15 protein-coding genes are annotated in these 13,119 nt (G+C 41.2%); all 15 read right to left on the bottom strand.

The window, feature by feature from the left end:
• Positions 1-209 precede the first annotated feature (209 nt).
• A complete protein-coding gene (locus QMF37_RS12315; RefSeq protein WP_058385902.1) occupies positions 210-467 on the bottom strand; it encodes an HPr family phosphocarrier protein in 258 nt (85 codons plus the stop codon).
• Between the two features lie 51 nt (positions 468-518).
• Positions 519-1,469 (bottom strand): DNA-binding protein WhiA, encoded by a 951-nt coding sequence (gene whiA / locus QMF37_RS12310; RefSeq protein ID WP_283478403.1) that lies wholly within the window; start codon positions 1,467-1,469, stop codon positions 519-521.
• A gap of 23 nt (positions 1,470-1,492) precedes the next feature.
• Positions 1,493-2,488, bottom strand: coding sequence for a gluconeogenesis factor YvcK family protein (locus tag QMF37_RS12305; protein WP_283478402.1), 996 nt, complete (start codon positions 2,486-2,488; stop codon positions 1,493-1,495).
• A gap of 4 nt (positions 2,489-2,492) precedes the next feature.
• On the bottom strand, positions 2,493-3,374 hold the full coding sequence (gene rapZ, locus QMF37_RS12300) for an RNase adapter RapZ (RefSeq protein WP_071153685.1): 882 nt from the start codon (positions 3,372-3,374) through the stop codon (positions 2,493-2,495).
• Positions 3,361-3,852 carry an NUDIX domain-containing protein gene (locus tag QMF37_RS12295; protein WP_071153684.1) on the bottom strand — a complete coding sequence of 164 codons (492 nt, stop codon included), beginning with the start codon at positions 3,850-3,852 and terminating at the stop codon, positions 3,361-3,363. Before QMF37_RS12295 ends, rapZ begins: the two co-directional genes overlap by 14 nt.
• 202 nt (positions 3,853-4,054) lie before the next feature.
• A complete protein-coding gene (gene trxB, locus QMF37_RS12290; protein WP_078080235.1) occupies positions 4,055-5,017 on the bottom strand; it encodes a thioredoxin-disulfide reductase in 963 nt (320 codons plus the stop codon).
• A gap of 69 nt (positions 5,018-5,086) precedes the next feature.
• Positions 5,087-6,610: a tetratricopeptide repeat protein gene (locus QMF37_RS12285; protein WP_283478401.1), complete on the bottom strand. Its 1,524-nt coding sequence runs from the start codon at positions 6,608-6,610 to the stop codon at positions 5,087-5,089.
• A gap of 81 nt (positions 6,611-6,691) precedes the next feature.
• The gene (gene hisIE, locus QMF37_RS12280; protein ID WP_071153683.1) at positions 6,692-7,318 is read right to left on the bottom strand and encodes a bifunctional phosphoribosyl-AMP cyclohydrolase/phosphoribosyl-ATP diphosphatase HisIE; all 627 of its coding nucleotides are present in this window, start codon (positions 7,316-7,318) and stop codon (positions 6,692-6,694) included.
• The gene (gene hisF / locus QMF37_RS12275; protein WP_283478400.1) at positions 7,315-8,067 is read right to left on the bottom strand and encodes an imidazole glycerol phosphate synthase subunit HisF; all 753 of its coding nucleotides are present in this window, start codon (positions 8,065-8,067) and stop codon (positions 7,315-7,317) included. Before hisF ends, hisIE begins: the two co-directional genes overlap by 4 nt.
• A complete protein-coding gene (gene hisA, locus QMF37_RS12270) occupies positions 8,061-8,789 on the bottom strand; it encodes a 1-(5-phosphoribosyl)-5-[(5-phosphoribosylamino)methylideneamino]imidazole-4-carboxamide isomerase (protein WP_058385911.1) in 729 nt (242 codons plus the stop codon). The genes hisF and hisA overlap by 7 nt, the downstream gene beginning before the upstream one ends.
• Positions 8,782-9,411 carry an imidazole glycerol phosphate synthase subunit HisH gene (gene hisH, locus QMF37_RS12265; protein WP_283478399.1) on the bottom strand — a complete coding sequence of 210 codons (630 nt, stop codon included), beginning with the start codon at positions 9,409-9,411 and terminating at the stop codon, positions 8,782-8,784. The genes hisA and hisH overlap by 8 nt, the downstream gene beginning before the upstream one ends.
• Positions 9,408-9,998 carry an imidazoleglycerol-phosphate dehydratase HisB gene (hisB, locus tag QMF37_RS12260; protein WP_071153694.1) on the bottom strand — a complete coding sequence of 197 codons (591 nt, stop codon included), beginning with the start codon at positions 9,996-9,998 and terminating at the stop codon, positions 9,408-9,410. Before hisB ends, hisH begins: the two co-directional genes overlap by 4 nt.
• A complete protein-coding gene (gene hisD, locus QMF37_RS12255) occupies positions 9,992-11,275 on the bottom strand; it encodes a histidinol dehydrogenase (protein WP_283478398.1) in 1,284 nt (427 codons plus the stop codon). The genes hisB and hisD overlap by 7 nt, the downstream gene beginning before the upstream one ends.
• Entirely contained in the window at positions 11,272-11,898 is a 627-nt protein-coding gene (gene hisG, locus QMF37_RS12250) for an ATP phosphoribosyltransferase (RefSeq protein ID WP_058385914.1), read from the bottom strand. The genes hisD and hisG overlap by 4 nt, the downstream gene beginning before the upstream one ends.
• The gene (gene hisZ / locus QMF37_RS12245) at positions 11,898-13,055 is read right to left on the bottom strand and encodes an ATP phosphoribosyltransferase regulatory subunit (protein ID WP_071153681.1); all 1,158 of its coding nucleotides are present in this window, start codon (positions 13,053-13,055) and stop codon (positions 11,898-11,900) included. Before hisZ ends, hisG begins: the two co-directional genes overlap by 1 nt.
• Positions 13,056-13,119: the final 64 nt, after the last annotated feature.

Here is a 13,119-nt window from a genome sequence, read left to right as displayed (position 1 = left end):
TGTTCATGACGGTGATTTTTGACGGGACCAATCATGGGACTTCGCTCCTTCTTTTTCTTTCAGTTTACATCAAAAAAGTATCGAAATAAACAAAAAAAGACTGTCGAGAGGGTTTCTCGACAGCCTGAAAACTCACAGTCATCTTTGACTGTGAGTTTTTTGTGCTTTTCGTTTGTGGAAGTTACTTGAAATAATAGATTGCTGCTTTTTTACGCTTCTTTTTCAATAATCTCCGATAAAGACTGAACCGCTTTTTCTTCATCCAAGCCTTCTGCAGAAATGGTAACTTCTGTTCCTTTACTAATTGCCAAGCTCATAATTCCCATAATACTTTTAGCGTTTACTTTCTTATTGTCTTTTTCCAAATAAACATCTGCGCTGTATCGATTTGCTTCTTGAACGAATAACGCTGCTTGTCTTGCTTGAAGACCTGATTTCAATCGTACTTTTACTTGTTTTTCAACCATACGGATCCTCCTCCAAAACTTAACTCTCTTCTATATAAACGAACAGCCTAGCTAGCGGCCGATCATTTCTCCATTTCTCAGGGATGCTGCAATCTCATCAATTTTTCGCAGACGATGGTTTACCCCCGACTTGCTGACGGTTCCGCCCGATACCATTTCCCCTAGCTCTTTTAACGTCACATCTTGACACTCTACCCGGAGTCTGGCGATTTCACGTAGTCTTTCAGGCAATTGGTCAATGCCAATTGTTTGGTCGATAAATCGAATATTTTCTACTTGCCGCAATGCCGCATCGATGGTTTTGTTTAAGTTAGCGGTTTCACAATTTACTAACCGATTAACGCTATTACGCATATCTCGAATAATTCGAACATCCTCAAATTTCAATAAAGCAGAATGTGCGCCTGTAATGCTTAGAAAATCAGAAATTTTTTCTGCTTCTTTCAGGTAAGTCACAAATCCTTTTTTACGTTCAATCGTTTTGCTATTCAAACGAAATTCGTTCATTAATTCAACTAACGAGTCTGCATGGTCTTTGTAGAGCGAGTAAATTTCGAGATGGTAAGATGACGTTTCAGGATTATTGACAGATCCTCCGGCTAAAAAAGCACCTCGGATATACGAACGTTTGCAACAGTTCTTTTCAATCAGCGACTTGACAATCTGGTGCTGGAATTGAAATCCCTCAGTCAAAATTTCGAGATCTTCGAGAATATGCTTAGCGCCTTCTCGGATTCTACAAATGTAAATATTATTCTTTTTTAAGCGCATCTTTTTTCTAACCAGCAATTCGACGGGATAAGCTTTGTAAAAACGTTTTAATAACGTGTAAATACGGCGGGCAATCGCCGCATTCTCAGTTTGAATATCCAGGCTCAATTGCCGATTGGAAAACGATAGAGTGCCATTCATCCGGATCATTGCGGAAAGCTCTGCTTTGCCGCAGCAATCATCTATCTCTATTTGTGTCATTTCTTTTTTTGTTTCGGATGCAAAAGACAAAATTCGTTCCTCCTTTCAAAGCGTCAAAAATACAACTGCTTCGAATCTTCATTAGCACGGCCATCAGCATATTCGAACAACCATTCTGCAACTTTCGTCGGCTCGTGACGTACAGTTTCTCCAGAAATATTAGCAATGTCTTTTCTGTAGACTTCGAGACCCATTTTTTTCAGGCGCTCTTCGTCATACTCAACAGGCCATGCTTTCTCTTTTTCGTAACGTTCTGCAATATTAGACGGCATTTGGACTTTATCAATTAGAATAGCATCTAGAAATTTTTCTCCGACATGATTGTAAAGTGCTTGAACATGGTCGGAGGCTGTATATTGATAAGTCTCACCTGCCTGTGTCATTAAATTACAGATATATATTTTCTTTGCCTTAGCAGCTATAACTGCTTTTTTAATATCTTTCACTAACAAGTTCGGCAAAATACTGGTATATAAAGAACCTGGACCCACAACAATTACGTCTGCATTTTTAATTGCTGCAATTGTTGCAGGCAAGGCTTTAACATCATGTGGTTCAATAAACACACTTTTAATTGGCTGTAAATAGGCAGGAATTTTGGATTCCCCTTTTATAATCGTCCCATCTTCTAGCTCTGCGCTAAGCGTAACAATTTGGTTGGCGGCAGGTAAAACCGTGCCATTGACACTTAATACACGACTCATTTCGCGGACTGCATGGGAAAAGTCGCCTGTAATATCCGTCAGTGCCGCAAGCATTAGATTACCCAAAGAATGACCGTCAAGATCTAAGGAGTGCTTAAATCGATATTGGAACATTTCAGCAACTAAAGGTTCTGTATCTGATAAAGCTGCCATAACATTTCGAATATCTCCCGGGGGTGGAATATCCAGGTCATTTCTTAAGCGTCCCGAACTTCCACCATCGTCTGCCACTGTTACAATAGCCGTCAAATCCAGTGGATACAATTTTAACCCACGCAACAATGTAGACAGTCCCGTGCCGCCGCCTAAAATAACGATACGTTTCCGGTGCTGATTATGTTCCATGCACTCAATCCTTTCTAATTTTAATGTCTCTATGCGTGATAATCACTTTATTATTCTGTGCCAGAAGCTTGCCATAGTACTCAGCTAACGTAACCGAGCGGTGTTGGCCTCCTGTACAACCGAAGGCGATAACAAGTTGTGCCTTCCCTTCATTTTTGTACTGTGGAATCATAAACTGCAGTAAATCAGTTAATTTTTCTAGCAGCGTTTGCGTTTCTTGCCATTTTAGTACATAGCTCGACACTCGCTCATCAAGCCCTGTTAGCGGGTTCAACTCTTCAATATAATAAGGGTTTGGTAAAAAGCGTACATCAAACACCAAATCAGCATCAATCGGCATGCCGTGTTTAAATCCGAAAGACAAGACGTTTACGGTAAAGACATTACTGGTCTTTGATGAAAAATCGGCAATGATTCGTTCTTTTAGTTGGCGAGGCTTCATGTTAGAAGTATTGTATATATGCTGTGCTCTCCCTTGAAGGTCACTTAGCATATCACGCTCTTTTTTAATGCCACCCAAAACCAATCCACCGGGTGACAGTGGGTGAGATCTTCTCGTTTCCTTATAGCGGCTCACTAAGGTTTCGTTTTCTGCATCCAAAAATAGAATCGTGATGGAGACGTTCGGATCTTGTGATAGGTGGTCAATTGCGTCTACTAAACTATCAAAAAAATCGCCTCCGCGCAAATCCATAACTGCAGCTACGCGCTTCATCGATTTCCCCGAATCTCTCATCAAATTGATAAACGTTGGCAATAACGTAGGAGGCAAATTATCGATTGTAAAAAAACCTAAATCTTCAAAGCTTTGGATTGCGACCGTTTTACCTGCACCTGACATGCCTGTAATAATGATTAACTCTGTTTCTTCTTTATGCTTTTCCATTAGGATGATTCACCTCTTCAATTGATGATTGGATGGTTTCTTTGATCAGCTGAAATTCTGGCGTATAGTAGAATGTTCCGTACTGAACTCCTTGCTGGTTAGCTGCAAATTGCAGATTGGTCCGGTCCCCTTCAGCCATTGGCAAAGATGCCAACGCTTCTACTGGATGCCACTCTAACAGCCCCTCGGTCGTTTCTTCAAATAACTCTCCAATTACGCGGTTTGCAGCGAACGTAAACAACATCCACTCATCCACCGTTTTTTCATGTTCTTGAATCATCATGGTATAGACCCCTTTTAAATGTGTACCTATTGGGGTAGCATTCGTTTCTTCTTTGAACTCACGGACTGCAGCTTCGATAATCGATTCTCCGGCTTCCATTTTACCACCGGGCGCTACATACCAATCACGTCGTGGTTTTTTCAATAACAATACTTGTCCATTTTCAATGACTAATAAATTCGCGATTCGCTGCACATTCGACACTCCGTCTCTATTGTAAACTCTCTCCATTATACATCTATCCTGGCGTGTCATGCAAAAGAATAAAAAAAGAGGCTGTCTTTCGAGTTACTCGAAAGACAGCCCAACAAAATCTTTTATAAAAAGGGGGTCAATTTACTCTTCTTACTATAAACCTTATTCATGACAACCACGTTACAAAACAGTTAAAAACTAATTAAGCTTGTGCTTTCATGCTAATTTTCTCTACTAACTCTTCAATATAGTGTTGAGCGGCTTGTGCGGCAATACTGCCATCGCCTGTCGCAGTAACTACTTGACGTAATGTTTTTTCACGAACATCGCCTGCTGCATAAATCCCTGGAACAGTCGTTTCCATTTTGTCGTTCGTTACAATATATCCGTCCTTATTCAAAATGCCCAACTCAGCAAATGGTTTTGTTAAAGGAAGCATGCCGATATAGATAAAGACACCATCTGCTTTAAATTCTTTTTCAGAACCATCTTCAGTAGACACCAGCGTAACTGCACCTACTTTGCCATTGCCATCATCGTGAATTTCTTTAACTGTATTGCTCCAGATAAAGTCAATTTTTTCATTTGCAAAAGCACGATCTTGAAGAATTTTTTGTGCACGTAATTCGTCACGTCTGTGGACGATTGTTACTTTACTCGCGAAACGAGTCAAGTAAACACCTTCTTCAACCGCTGAATCACCACCGCCAACTACGACAAGTTCTTTTTGTTTAAAGAAAGCTCCATCACATACTGCACAATAACTGACACCACGGCCTCCTAGTTCATTTTCACCTGGAATCCCCATTTTCTTATACTCAGCACCGGTCGTCACAATAATTGCACGTGCTTTGTACTCTTTAGATCCGGCTTTAATGGTTTTGTATTCTTCGCCATCAATAATTTCGGTTACGTCACCGTATGCATATTCTGCACCGAATTTTTTTGCGTGTTCAAACATTTTTGTTGAAATGTCTGGTCCTAAAATGTGTGAAAATCCTGGATAGTTTTCAATTTCTTCCGTATTGGCCATTTGACCACCTGGAATACCGCGTTCTAGCATCAATGTTGTTAAGTTCGCGCGAGATGTATAAACAGCGGCTGTCATGCCTGCTGGTCCTGCTCCGATAATAATTACATCAAAAATTGTAGTTGCTTCAGTCATATTAATAGGCCTCCTATTTCTCAGTAGTTAAATCGTATAAGATTCATGCGAAAGCTTCAACTTTTATGCCTATGATTCGATGTGTGGTAAGAAAACAGTTAGTTCTTTACTGTATTTTGTCAACGTAGCAACCGATATACCAAATTGATCCGCCAGTTCTTTTTTTGTGGTTTTTTCATTTTTAGAAGAGTGAATCATATATTCTGCAGCTGCAGCAAGAGCCGCGGGATTTTTAAATGCATAGTTTCCGCTAAAGCCTTTTTCTAGCAGTAAAAACCACAGTTGAAAGAGTTCTTCTTGCTGTTTTTTCACCATTCCATATGAGCCATAAAGAAGTTCTGCTGCTTCCATCGCACGCATAAAAGCCTTTTCAGCCGGAACGCTTTCTTTGAAAGGATGACCAAGTGCATAACCCAAAACAAAAGTTTCCAAAACAGAAGGCTGATCAGATGCCAACCAATTTGGGTGTGAAATAATTTCTTGCTTATGTGCTGATTTGCCTAACAAAAACAAGCCGAATAACCGTTCACTTTTCTTTTGGTGATCCAGTTTTCCAACCAAATAATCTCGATCATGCTCAAGCGCATCGACGTGCGGCATTTCTGAATGCTCGTTCCATGGCGCATAACCGTCTTTATCCGGGTCCATTTTTTTCAATTGATCCCAGGCTTGCCTTGACGCGTCTTCATGGCCTGAATGATAAGCAGCATGCGATAACCAAAAGTAAAACGCTGCATCCCCTTCAAAGCCTTTTTTGTGCAAACTTTTGAGCCAGCGATAAGCTTCTTTGTATTTACCAACCAATGCAAAAGTCGCACCTAATTTATAGCGATGCTCAAATACATAAGGTTGTATTTTTTTTAGCAAATCGAGTACATCATCCAATTCTGCGTTTTTTTCATAGTAATGAAAGACTGCTAAATTACACAAAGCGTGCAAATTGCCAGTATTTCTCCGCAGTACATCGTAAAGCAGCGCTTTCGCCATTTCTGCTTCTCCGATATAAAAGTAAGCCAAAGCTAAGTTATTGCAAGCTCCCCAAAAATCCGGCTTTTCTTCAATTAACTTTTCAAGCAATTCAATAGCACCAGTAAAATCACCTTGCTCCATCATTCGACGTGCTTTTTCCTGTCGATAATGGTGTTCGCTGTCCTGCAAGTCCCCGTCCTCATCAAAATTTTGCCAATCTTCTTGCTCGGCAAAATCAATAATTCCCATTGCTTCAGATGCATATTTCCCTTGTGTTTCATAAACCAAGTACTTTTTAGCAAATTTTCGAGCATCCCAAAACAAGCCCATATGTGCATGGACTTCAGCAAGAAAATACAGAATGTCGGGTTCTTTTGAGTCTAGTTCATGTGCTGTATGCAGCACATCCATTGCCTGCTCAAACTCTTGTATTTCCATTAGCACAATTCCGTATTGCGTCAAAATGAGCGGATCTTTCGGACTCAACTCTGAAGCACGACGCAAATACTTATGTGCTTTTGAGTAATTTTCACGCTGAAGCTCTTTCAACGCTTTTCTGTAATAGAATTCTCCTGTCGGAATAAACGACAATACGTTTTTAGTATTTATTTTTTTATTCTCCAAAATATGCCTCCGAAAAAGTAAAAGAGACGATTTCCATCGTCTCCATACTCAAATATGCTGTAATTATAGCATATTTCCCTATTATTTACTTGTCGCTTTTGTTTCATGACGTTGTTTTAATACATTGGTCACTTTGTTAAAGTTTACCTTTTGTTCTTGTAAAAGCACCAACACATGATACAACAAATCGGCTGTTTCCATTGATAGCTCTTCAGCGTCACGATTTTTGGCTGCGATAATCACTTCAGCTGCTTCTTCGCCTACTTTTTTACAAATTTTATCTATGCCTTCTTCAAACAGATAAGTCGTATACGCCCCTTCAGGCATTTCTTTTTCACGCGCTTCGATTAACGCGGTCAATTGTGCGAACATATCGCCTGGAGATTCATTGCGCTCACCATGAATGGTTTCAAAAAAGCAGCTATCTTTACCCGTATGACAAGCGGGGCCATTTGGAATTACTTCATAAATTAGCGAATCGCCGTCGCAATCTAATCGCACAGCCGTCACTTTTTGAGTGTTACCACTCGTCGCACCTTTGTTCCACAATTCACTACGGCTTCTTGAGTAAAGCCACGTTTCATTTGTAGCCATTGTTTTTTGGACGGCTTCTTCGTTGGCATAAGCCAAAGTTAACACTTCTTTTGTTTCGGCATTCTGGATTATCACGGGAATCAGCCCGCTTGGATCATATTGTATGGTTGTCATCGGACGTTCACTCCCTCTTTCCGTAAATATTGCTTGACCTCATCTACACTGGTTTCTTTGTAATGGAAAATAGAGGCCGCTAAAGCAGCATCAGCATCCACCATTTTAAAGACTTCGCTAAAATGTTCTTTGTTTCCTGCTCCACCACTGGCAATGACCGGTACTTCTACCGCTTCGCGTACAGCTTGTGTTAATTCCAAATCAAAACCGTCTTTCGAGCCGTCTTTGTCCATGCTCGTCAACAACAGTTCACCAGCTCCAAGCTCAACACTTCTTTTTGCCCATTCAACTGCGTCCCAATCAGTTTTGTTGCGACCACCATGTGTGTAAACGTCCCAGATGTCGCCATTTTTCTTAGCATCAATTGCTACGACAATACATTGAGAACCAAAAAAGTCTGCGCCTTCTTTGATCAACTCAGGACGGTCAAGGGCAGCTGTGTTTAAAGAGACTTTATCAGCTCCGGCGCGCAACAAACGTTTCATGTCATCAAGACTGCGAATACCACCACCTACTGTAAACGGAATCGACAGTTCTGTTGCAACAATTTTCACCACTTCGACCATCGTTTCCTTGCCTTCGTGAGAAGCCGAAATGTCCAAAAACACCAATTCATCTGCTCCTTGCTCATCATAAAAACGAGCCAATTCAACAGGATCTCCCGCATCACGCAACGAAACGAAACTAACGCCTTTGACGACACGTCCTTCTTTTACATCAAGACAGGGAATAATGCGTTTTGTCAACATGACAAAACCTCCTCCAGTGTAAAACGTTTTTCATAAAGTGCTTTCCCTATAATAACACCTGCGATGTTACTTTGCGCAGATGCTTCTTTAACATTTCGTACATCTTCTAGCGAACCAATGCCACCTGAAACAATGACTTGTGCTGATTCAGCACCCACCAACGATTTATTGGCGGTAATATTTGGTCCTGCGAGCGTGCCGTCTGTTGCAATATCTGTATAGATAAAATGTTTTGCACCTTTTTGCGCGAAATAATCCGCTACTTCTGTCGCTGCTTGTCCAGATGTCTCGATCCAGCCTTCTGTTGCAGCCATGCCATTTTTCGCATCAATACCGATCACAATTTGGTCGGCTCCAAATTCTTCAATAAACGATACAGCAAGTTCCGGATTACGGATTGCTAGGCTGCCGATAATGACACGTGCTACACCATTTGATAAATAATGCTGGATATCTTCACGAGTTCGAATGCCTCCGCCGACTTGTACTTTAGCACCGAGCTTTGCGGCTTCAATGACCACTTGATCGTTAATGCGGATGCCGTCTTTGGCACCGTCTAAGTCGACCATATGTATCCACTCTGCACCAGCTTCTACGAATTTTCGAGCCATTTCGACTGGTGAATCTCCGTAGATGGTTTCCTGAGTATAATCTCCTTGAAATAGGCGTACACATTTGCCATCCCTTAAATCAATCGCAGGATAGATTTGAAACTTAGACATGTAGGTTCCTCCTAACATTTGAAATCCATTGTTCTAATAAATAATGGCCAAAATCACCTGATTTTTCTGGATGGAATTGCATACCCATTATCAAACCTGTCCCGACTACTCCCGGAACGTTGAGGCCTCCGTAGCTTGCTGTGGCTAAAACTTCTTGTTGCTTTGTATTTATCGCTAAAAAAGAATGTACAAAGTACACGTGCGTATCACTTAATACATCCTCTAACCAATACGGCATATGCGAAAATTCCAAACGGTTCCAGCCCATATGAGGAATTCGGTATGTGCCTTTTTCAAAACGACGAATTTGTCCTGTCAGTAACCCCAAACCTTTCGTCGGTTTTACTTCCGAACTATCTTCATATAACAACTGCATACCGAGACAAATCCCAAGAAGCGGAATATTTTTTTCTGGCAATGATTGGATAAAGCCTGAAAGTCCTTTGTCGTTTAATAACTCCATAGCATCTGGAAAAGCACCGACTCCTGGCAGCAAAATCCCTTCTGCTTCGAGCAGCACCGCAGGGTCATCGGATACAATCACTGTACATTCCAGCTTTTTTAACGCCTGCTCGACACTAAACAAATTGCCCATGCCGTAATCAATAATGCCAATGATCATGTGAGCAACCCCTTTGTTGATGGTACACCTTTAACTCGTGGATCAATCATCGTCGCTTCATCAAGCGCACGTGCTAGCGCTTTAAAAATTGCTTCGATAATATGGTGCGTATTTTTTCCATAATGAACGATAACGTGGACGTTCATCCTTGATTCTAGCGCAAATTTCCAAAGGAATTCCTGGATCAGTTCCGTATCAAACGTTCCTACTTTTTCAGTCAGCGGCTGACTACGGAATTCCAGATGTGGACGATTTGAACAATCAATAATTACTTGAGCCAACGCATCATCCATTGGTACAAATGCGTTGCCGTAACGACGTATGCCTTTTTTATCGCCAAGTGCTTCTTTAACAGCTTGACCTAAAACAATGCCAATATCTTCAGTAGTGTGGTGGTCATCAATGTGCGTATCCCCATCTGCCGTAATATCACCATCAAATAAGCCATGTTTAATGAACAAATCCAGCATATGATCCATAAATGGAACACCTGTATCAATTACCGATTTCCCTTCACCATCTAAGGAAAATTTGATGGCTACTTTGGTTTCATTGGTATTGCGTTTGATTTCAGCTTTTCTCATAATCGGTTCCCCTTTTCCCACGACCGCGATTCGACTGCACGCGCATGGCCTACTAATCCTTCAAGACGTGCTAGACGAGCAATTTTTTCTTTATTGTTTTGCCAAGCCTGTTCGCTATAATGGATAATGCTGGTTCTTTTAATAAAATCATAAACAGATAAAGCACTCGAAAAACGTGCCGTGCTGTTTGTTGGCAAAACGTGATTCGTTCCTGCAAAATAATCGCCAATTGGTTCAGACGAAAACCTTCCGATAAAAATGGCACCGGCGTGGCGAATCTTCTCCGCGACTGCTTCTGCATCTTCTGTCATAATTTCCAAATGTTCAGGCGCTAGTTGATTGGCGGCTGTAATCAGCTCTTCTACCGTTTGCCCTAGATAAATCATGCTGTGATTTATCATCGCTGGACTCGCAATGGCTTGACGAGGCAAGTTTGCTAATTGACGCTTTACTTCTTTAGAAACCGCATCAGCCAATTGTTCGCTAGTCGTTAATAACACAGCGCTCGCCATCGGATCATGTTCTGCTTGTGACAATAAATCGGCTGCCACTTCATCAGCATATGCGGAATCATCCGCAATTATCGCGATTTCACTTGGTCCAGCAATCATATCAATCGCCACGTCACCATTCACTTCTCGTTTAGCAAGCGCAACAAAAATATTGCCCGGACCGGTAATTTTATCAACGGGTGCGATAGATTCTGTGCCGTATGCTAAAGCTGCAATTGCTTGTGCACCACCTGATTTATAAACTTCTGTAATGCCAAGGATATGAGCCGATGCGAGTACTCCGTCAGACAATGTGCCATCTTTACTCGGTGGTGAAATTAAGACAATGCGTGATACGCCTGCTACTTGTGCCGGAATGACGTTCATCAACACAGATGAAGGATATGCAGCTGTGCCACCTGGTACGTAAAGTCCAGCTGACTCGATAGCTGTAACACGCTGTGCAACATACGAACCATCTTCGTTATCTAAACGGTAGCCTTGTTGTTGCTGACTTTCATGGTACTTCCGAATATTCGCCGCAGCTTCAGTTAAGTCCGTTAACAATTGCGGGTCAAAACGGTCGACTGCTTGCGAAATTTCTTCTTCTGTCACACGTAAAGAGGTTAATTTAGCACCATCCCATTTTTCTGTAAAGCGAAACATCGCTCTGTCCCCGTGATCTTTCACTTCTTGAATAATCGCTTTTACCGCTGTAACTTGCTGTTCTGTGCCTTCTACAATCGTTCTTCTGATGGAAATTCCTGAAGACAAACGAGTCACTTTCATAAAATGGCCTGCTTTCTCAGTCTTTCTACTAGCTCTGTGATGCGTTTTTGCTTTAAGCGATAACTTACAGGATTTGCAATCAAACGTGACGTGATGTCGACAATTTTTTCGTATTCAACTAAGCCATTTTCTTTTAATGTTTTACCAGTAGAGACAATATCCACAATACGATCCGCTAAACCAATCATTGGCGCCAATTCAATCGAACCGTTTAATTCGATGATTTCGACTTGCTCGCCTTTGCCACGATAATATTGCGACGCTACTTTCGGGTACTTAGTCGCAACACGCGGAGATACTTTGTTCATCGGCGTGTCCGGCATACCTGCAGTTGCGATATAACAGCGGCTGATACCAAGGTCTAATAATTCATAAACATCTCGGTCATGCTCAAGCATCACATCTTTTCCAGCAATGCCAATGTCTACAACTCCATGTTCGACATAAGCTGGAACATCCATTGGTTTAGCAAGAATAAAACGAATATTTTCATTGGGTGCTTCGACAATCAATTTTCGTGAATCATCGAGTTCTTTTGGCAAATCATAGCCTGCTTTTACTAATAATTCATAAGCTTCTTCAAATATTCTTCCTTTGGGCATGGCAATCGTTAATGCATCCATTACTTCACACCTTCCAATCTTAGAACCTTGCTGAAATGTTTACTAAATTCGTCAAGAGCCATAACCGCTGGTGCAAATTGCAATGTGACTCGTGTTCCTTGCTGACGAAGATTTTGTGCTTCATCATAGGCACGCTCTTCGTGTTGTTCATCAAATAAGATTAATGTATGGTCTTGTTGTTCGGAAACAGCTGAAATTAGTTCTAGTAAACGATCTACACGTAAACCAAAGCCGGTTGCACCAACCTCTAATCCAAATTGCTTCATTAATCCGTCATAACGTCCCCCGTTGCCAAGTGGAAACCCACTGCCCGTTGCATACACTTCAAATACTAAGCCAGTGTAATAGGTCATATGGCTGTTAAACGACAAATCATACGTTACCGCGTCTGCTAAGCCGCTGCGATCCAATATGGTTTTCAGCTTTTTCATACCTTCGAATAAAGAACTTTGTTTGGCGTTATGAGGATCAATCCATTGCTGCCATTCTTCTACAGTAGAAGTGGACATCAAACCAATAAATGATTCTCGACTAGAAGCTTCTATAGGTAACTGGTGAACCAAGCTTTCAAAGCCTACACTGTTTTTGGAAACGAAAGCACTGCGAACTTGTTCAATTTGCTGCTGATCCAAACCGAAATCCTCTAAAATCAACTGCAATAATTGAGTATGTCCAATAACAAAGCGGCTAGACTCAATATCTAGATTTTTTAAAATGGTCCATGCCAAAATAATAACTTCTGCATCTGCATATAAAGAGTCATCGCCGATCAACTCAACACCCATCTGTTCAAACTCAGCCGGACGTCCACCTTCACGTTTTTGAGCGCGGAAAACATTTGAATAATAGCCAAGTCGTACCGGCATCTTTTCTTTTAGTAGCTTAGATGCAGCGACGCGTGCAATGGGTGAAGTCATATCTGGACGTAATACCAAGGTTTCACCTTGGCTGTCTAGTAATTTAAACAACGCATTATCAGCAATTGCTGAAATTTTACCGATGGTTTCGTAATATTCTAAAGTAGGTGTTTGCAGCAAATCATAGCCTGCCTGTTGAATAATAGACGTTCCATTTGTACGGAGTTCCGCTTTCTTTTTTGCGATAAATGGGAAATCATCTCTCATGCCTAGTGGTTTCTCGAACATTTGTATAGTCATTTATAAAACTCCCTAATATTGGTTATTTCACTTTAGTTCGCTAATGTGATGAAGTAATATTTAT

It is taken from the genome of Planococcus sp. S3-L1, assembly GCF_030063085.1.
Lineage (GTDB): Bacteria > Bacillota > Bacilli > Bacillales_A > Planococcaceae > Planococcus > Planococcus kocurii.
The sequence above is the reverse complement of the archived record's forward strand: the minus strand, read 5'-3'. Positions and strand labels throughout refer to the sequence as shown.

Excerpts from the sequence above, each read along its gene's own strand:
- QMF37_RS12315 (WP_058385902.1), bottom strand. The coding sequence starts at position 467 with ATGGTTGAAAAACAAGTAAAAGTACGATTGAAATCAGGTCTTCAAGCA.
- QMF37_RS12305 (WP_283478402.1), bottom strand. The coding sequence starts at position 2,488 with ATGGAACATAATCAGCACCGGAAACGTATCGTTATTTTAGGCGGCGGC.
- rapZ (WP_071153685.1), bottom strand. The coding sequence starts at position 3,374 with ATGGAAAAGCATAAAGAAGAAACAGAGTTAATCATTATTACAGGCATG.
- trxB (WP_078080235.1), bottom strand. The coding sequence starts at position 5,017 with ATGACTGAAGCAACTACAATTTTTGATGTAATTATTATCGGAGCAGGA.
- hisIE (WP_071153683.1), bottom strand. The coding sequence starts at position 7,318 with ATGACAACCATACAATATGATCCAAGCGGGCTGATTCCCGTGATAATC.
- hisF (WP_283478400.1), bottom strand. The coding sequence starts at position 8,067 with ATGTTGACAAAACGCATTATTCCCTGTCTTGATGTAAAAGAAGGACGT.
- hisA (WP_058385911.1), bottom strand. The coding sequence starts at position 8,789 with ATGTCTAAGTTTCAAATCTATCCTGCGATTGATTTAAGGGATGGCAAA.
- hisH (WP_283478399.1), bottom strand. The coding sequence starts at position 9,411 with ATGATCATTGGCATTATTGATTACGGCATGGGCAATTTGTTTAGTGTC.
- hisD (WP_283478398.1), bottom strand. The coding sequence starts at position 11,275 with ATGAAAGTGACTCGTTTGTCTTCAGGAATTTCCATCAGAAGAACGATT.
- hisG (WP_058385914.1), bottom strand. The coding sequence starts at position 11,898 with ATGGATGCATTAACGATTGCCATGCCCAAAGGAAGAATATTTGAAGAA.
- hisZ (WP_071153681.1), bottom strand. The coding sequence starts at position 13,055 with ATGACTATACAAATGTTCGAGAAACCACTAGGCATGAGAGATGATTTC.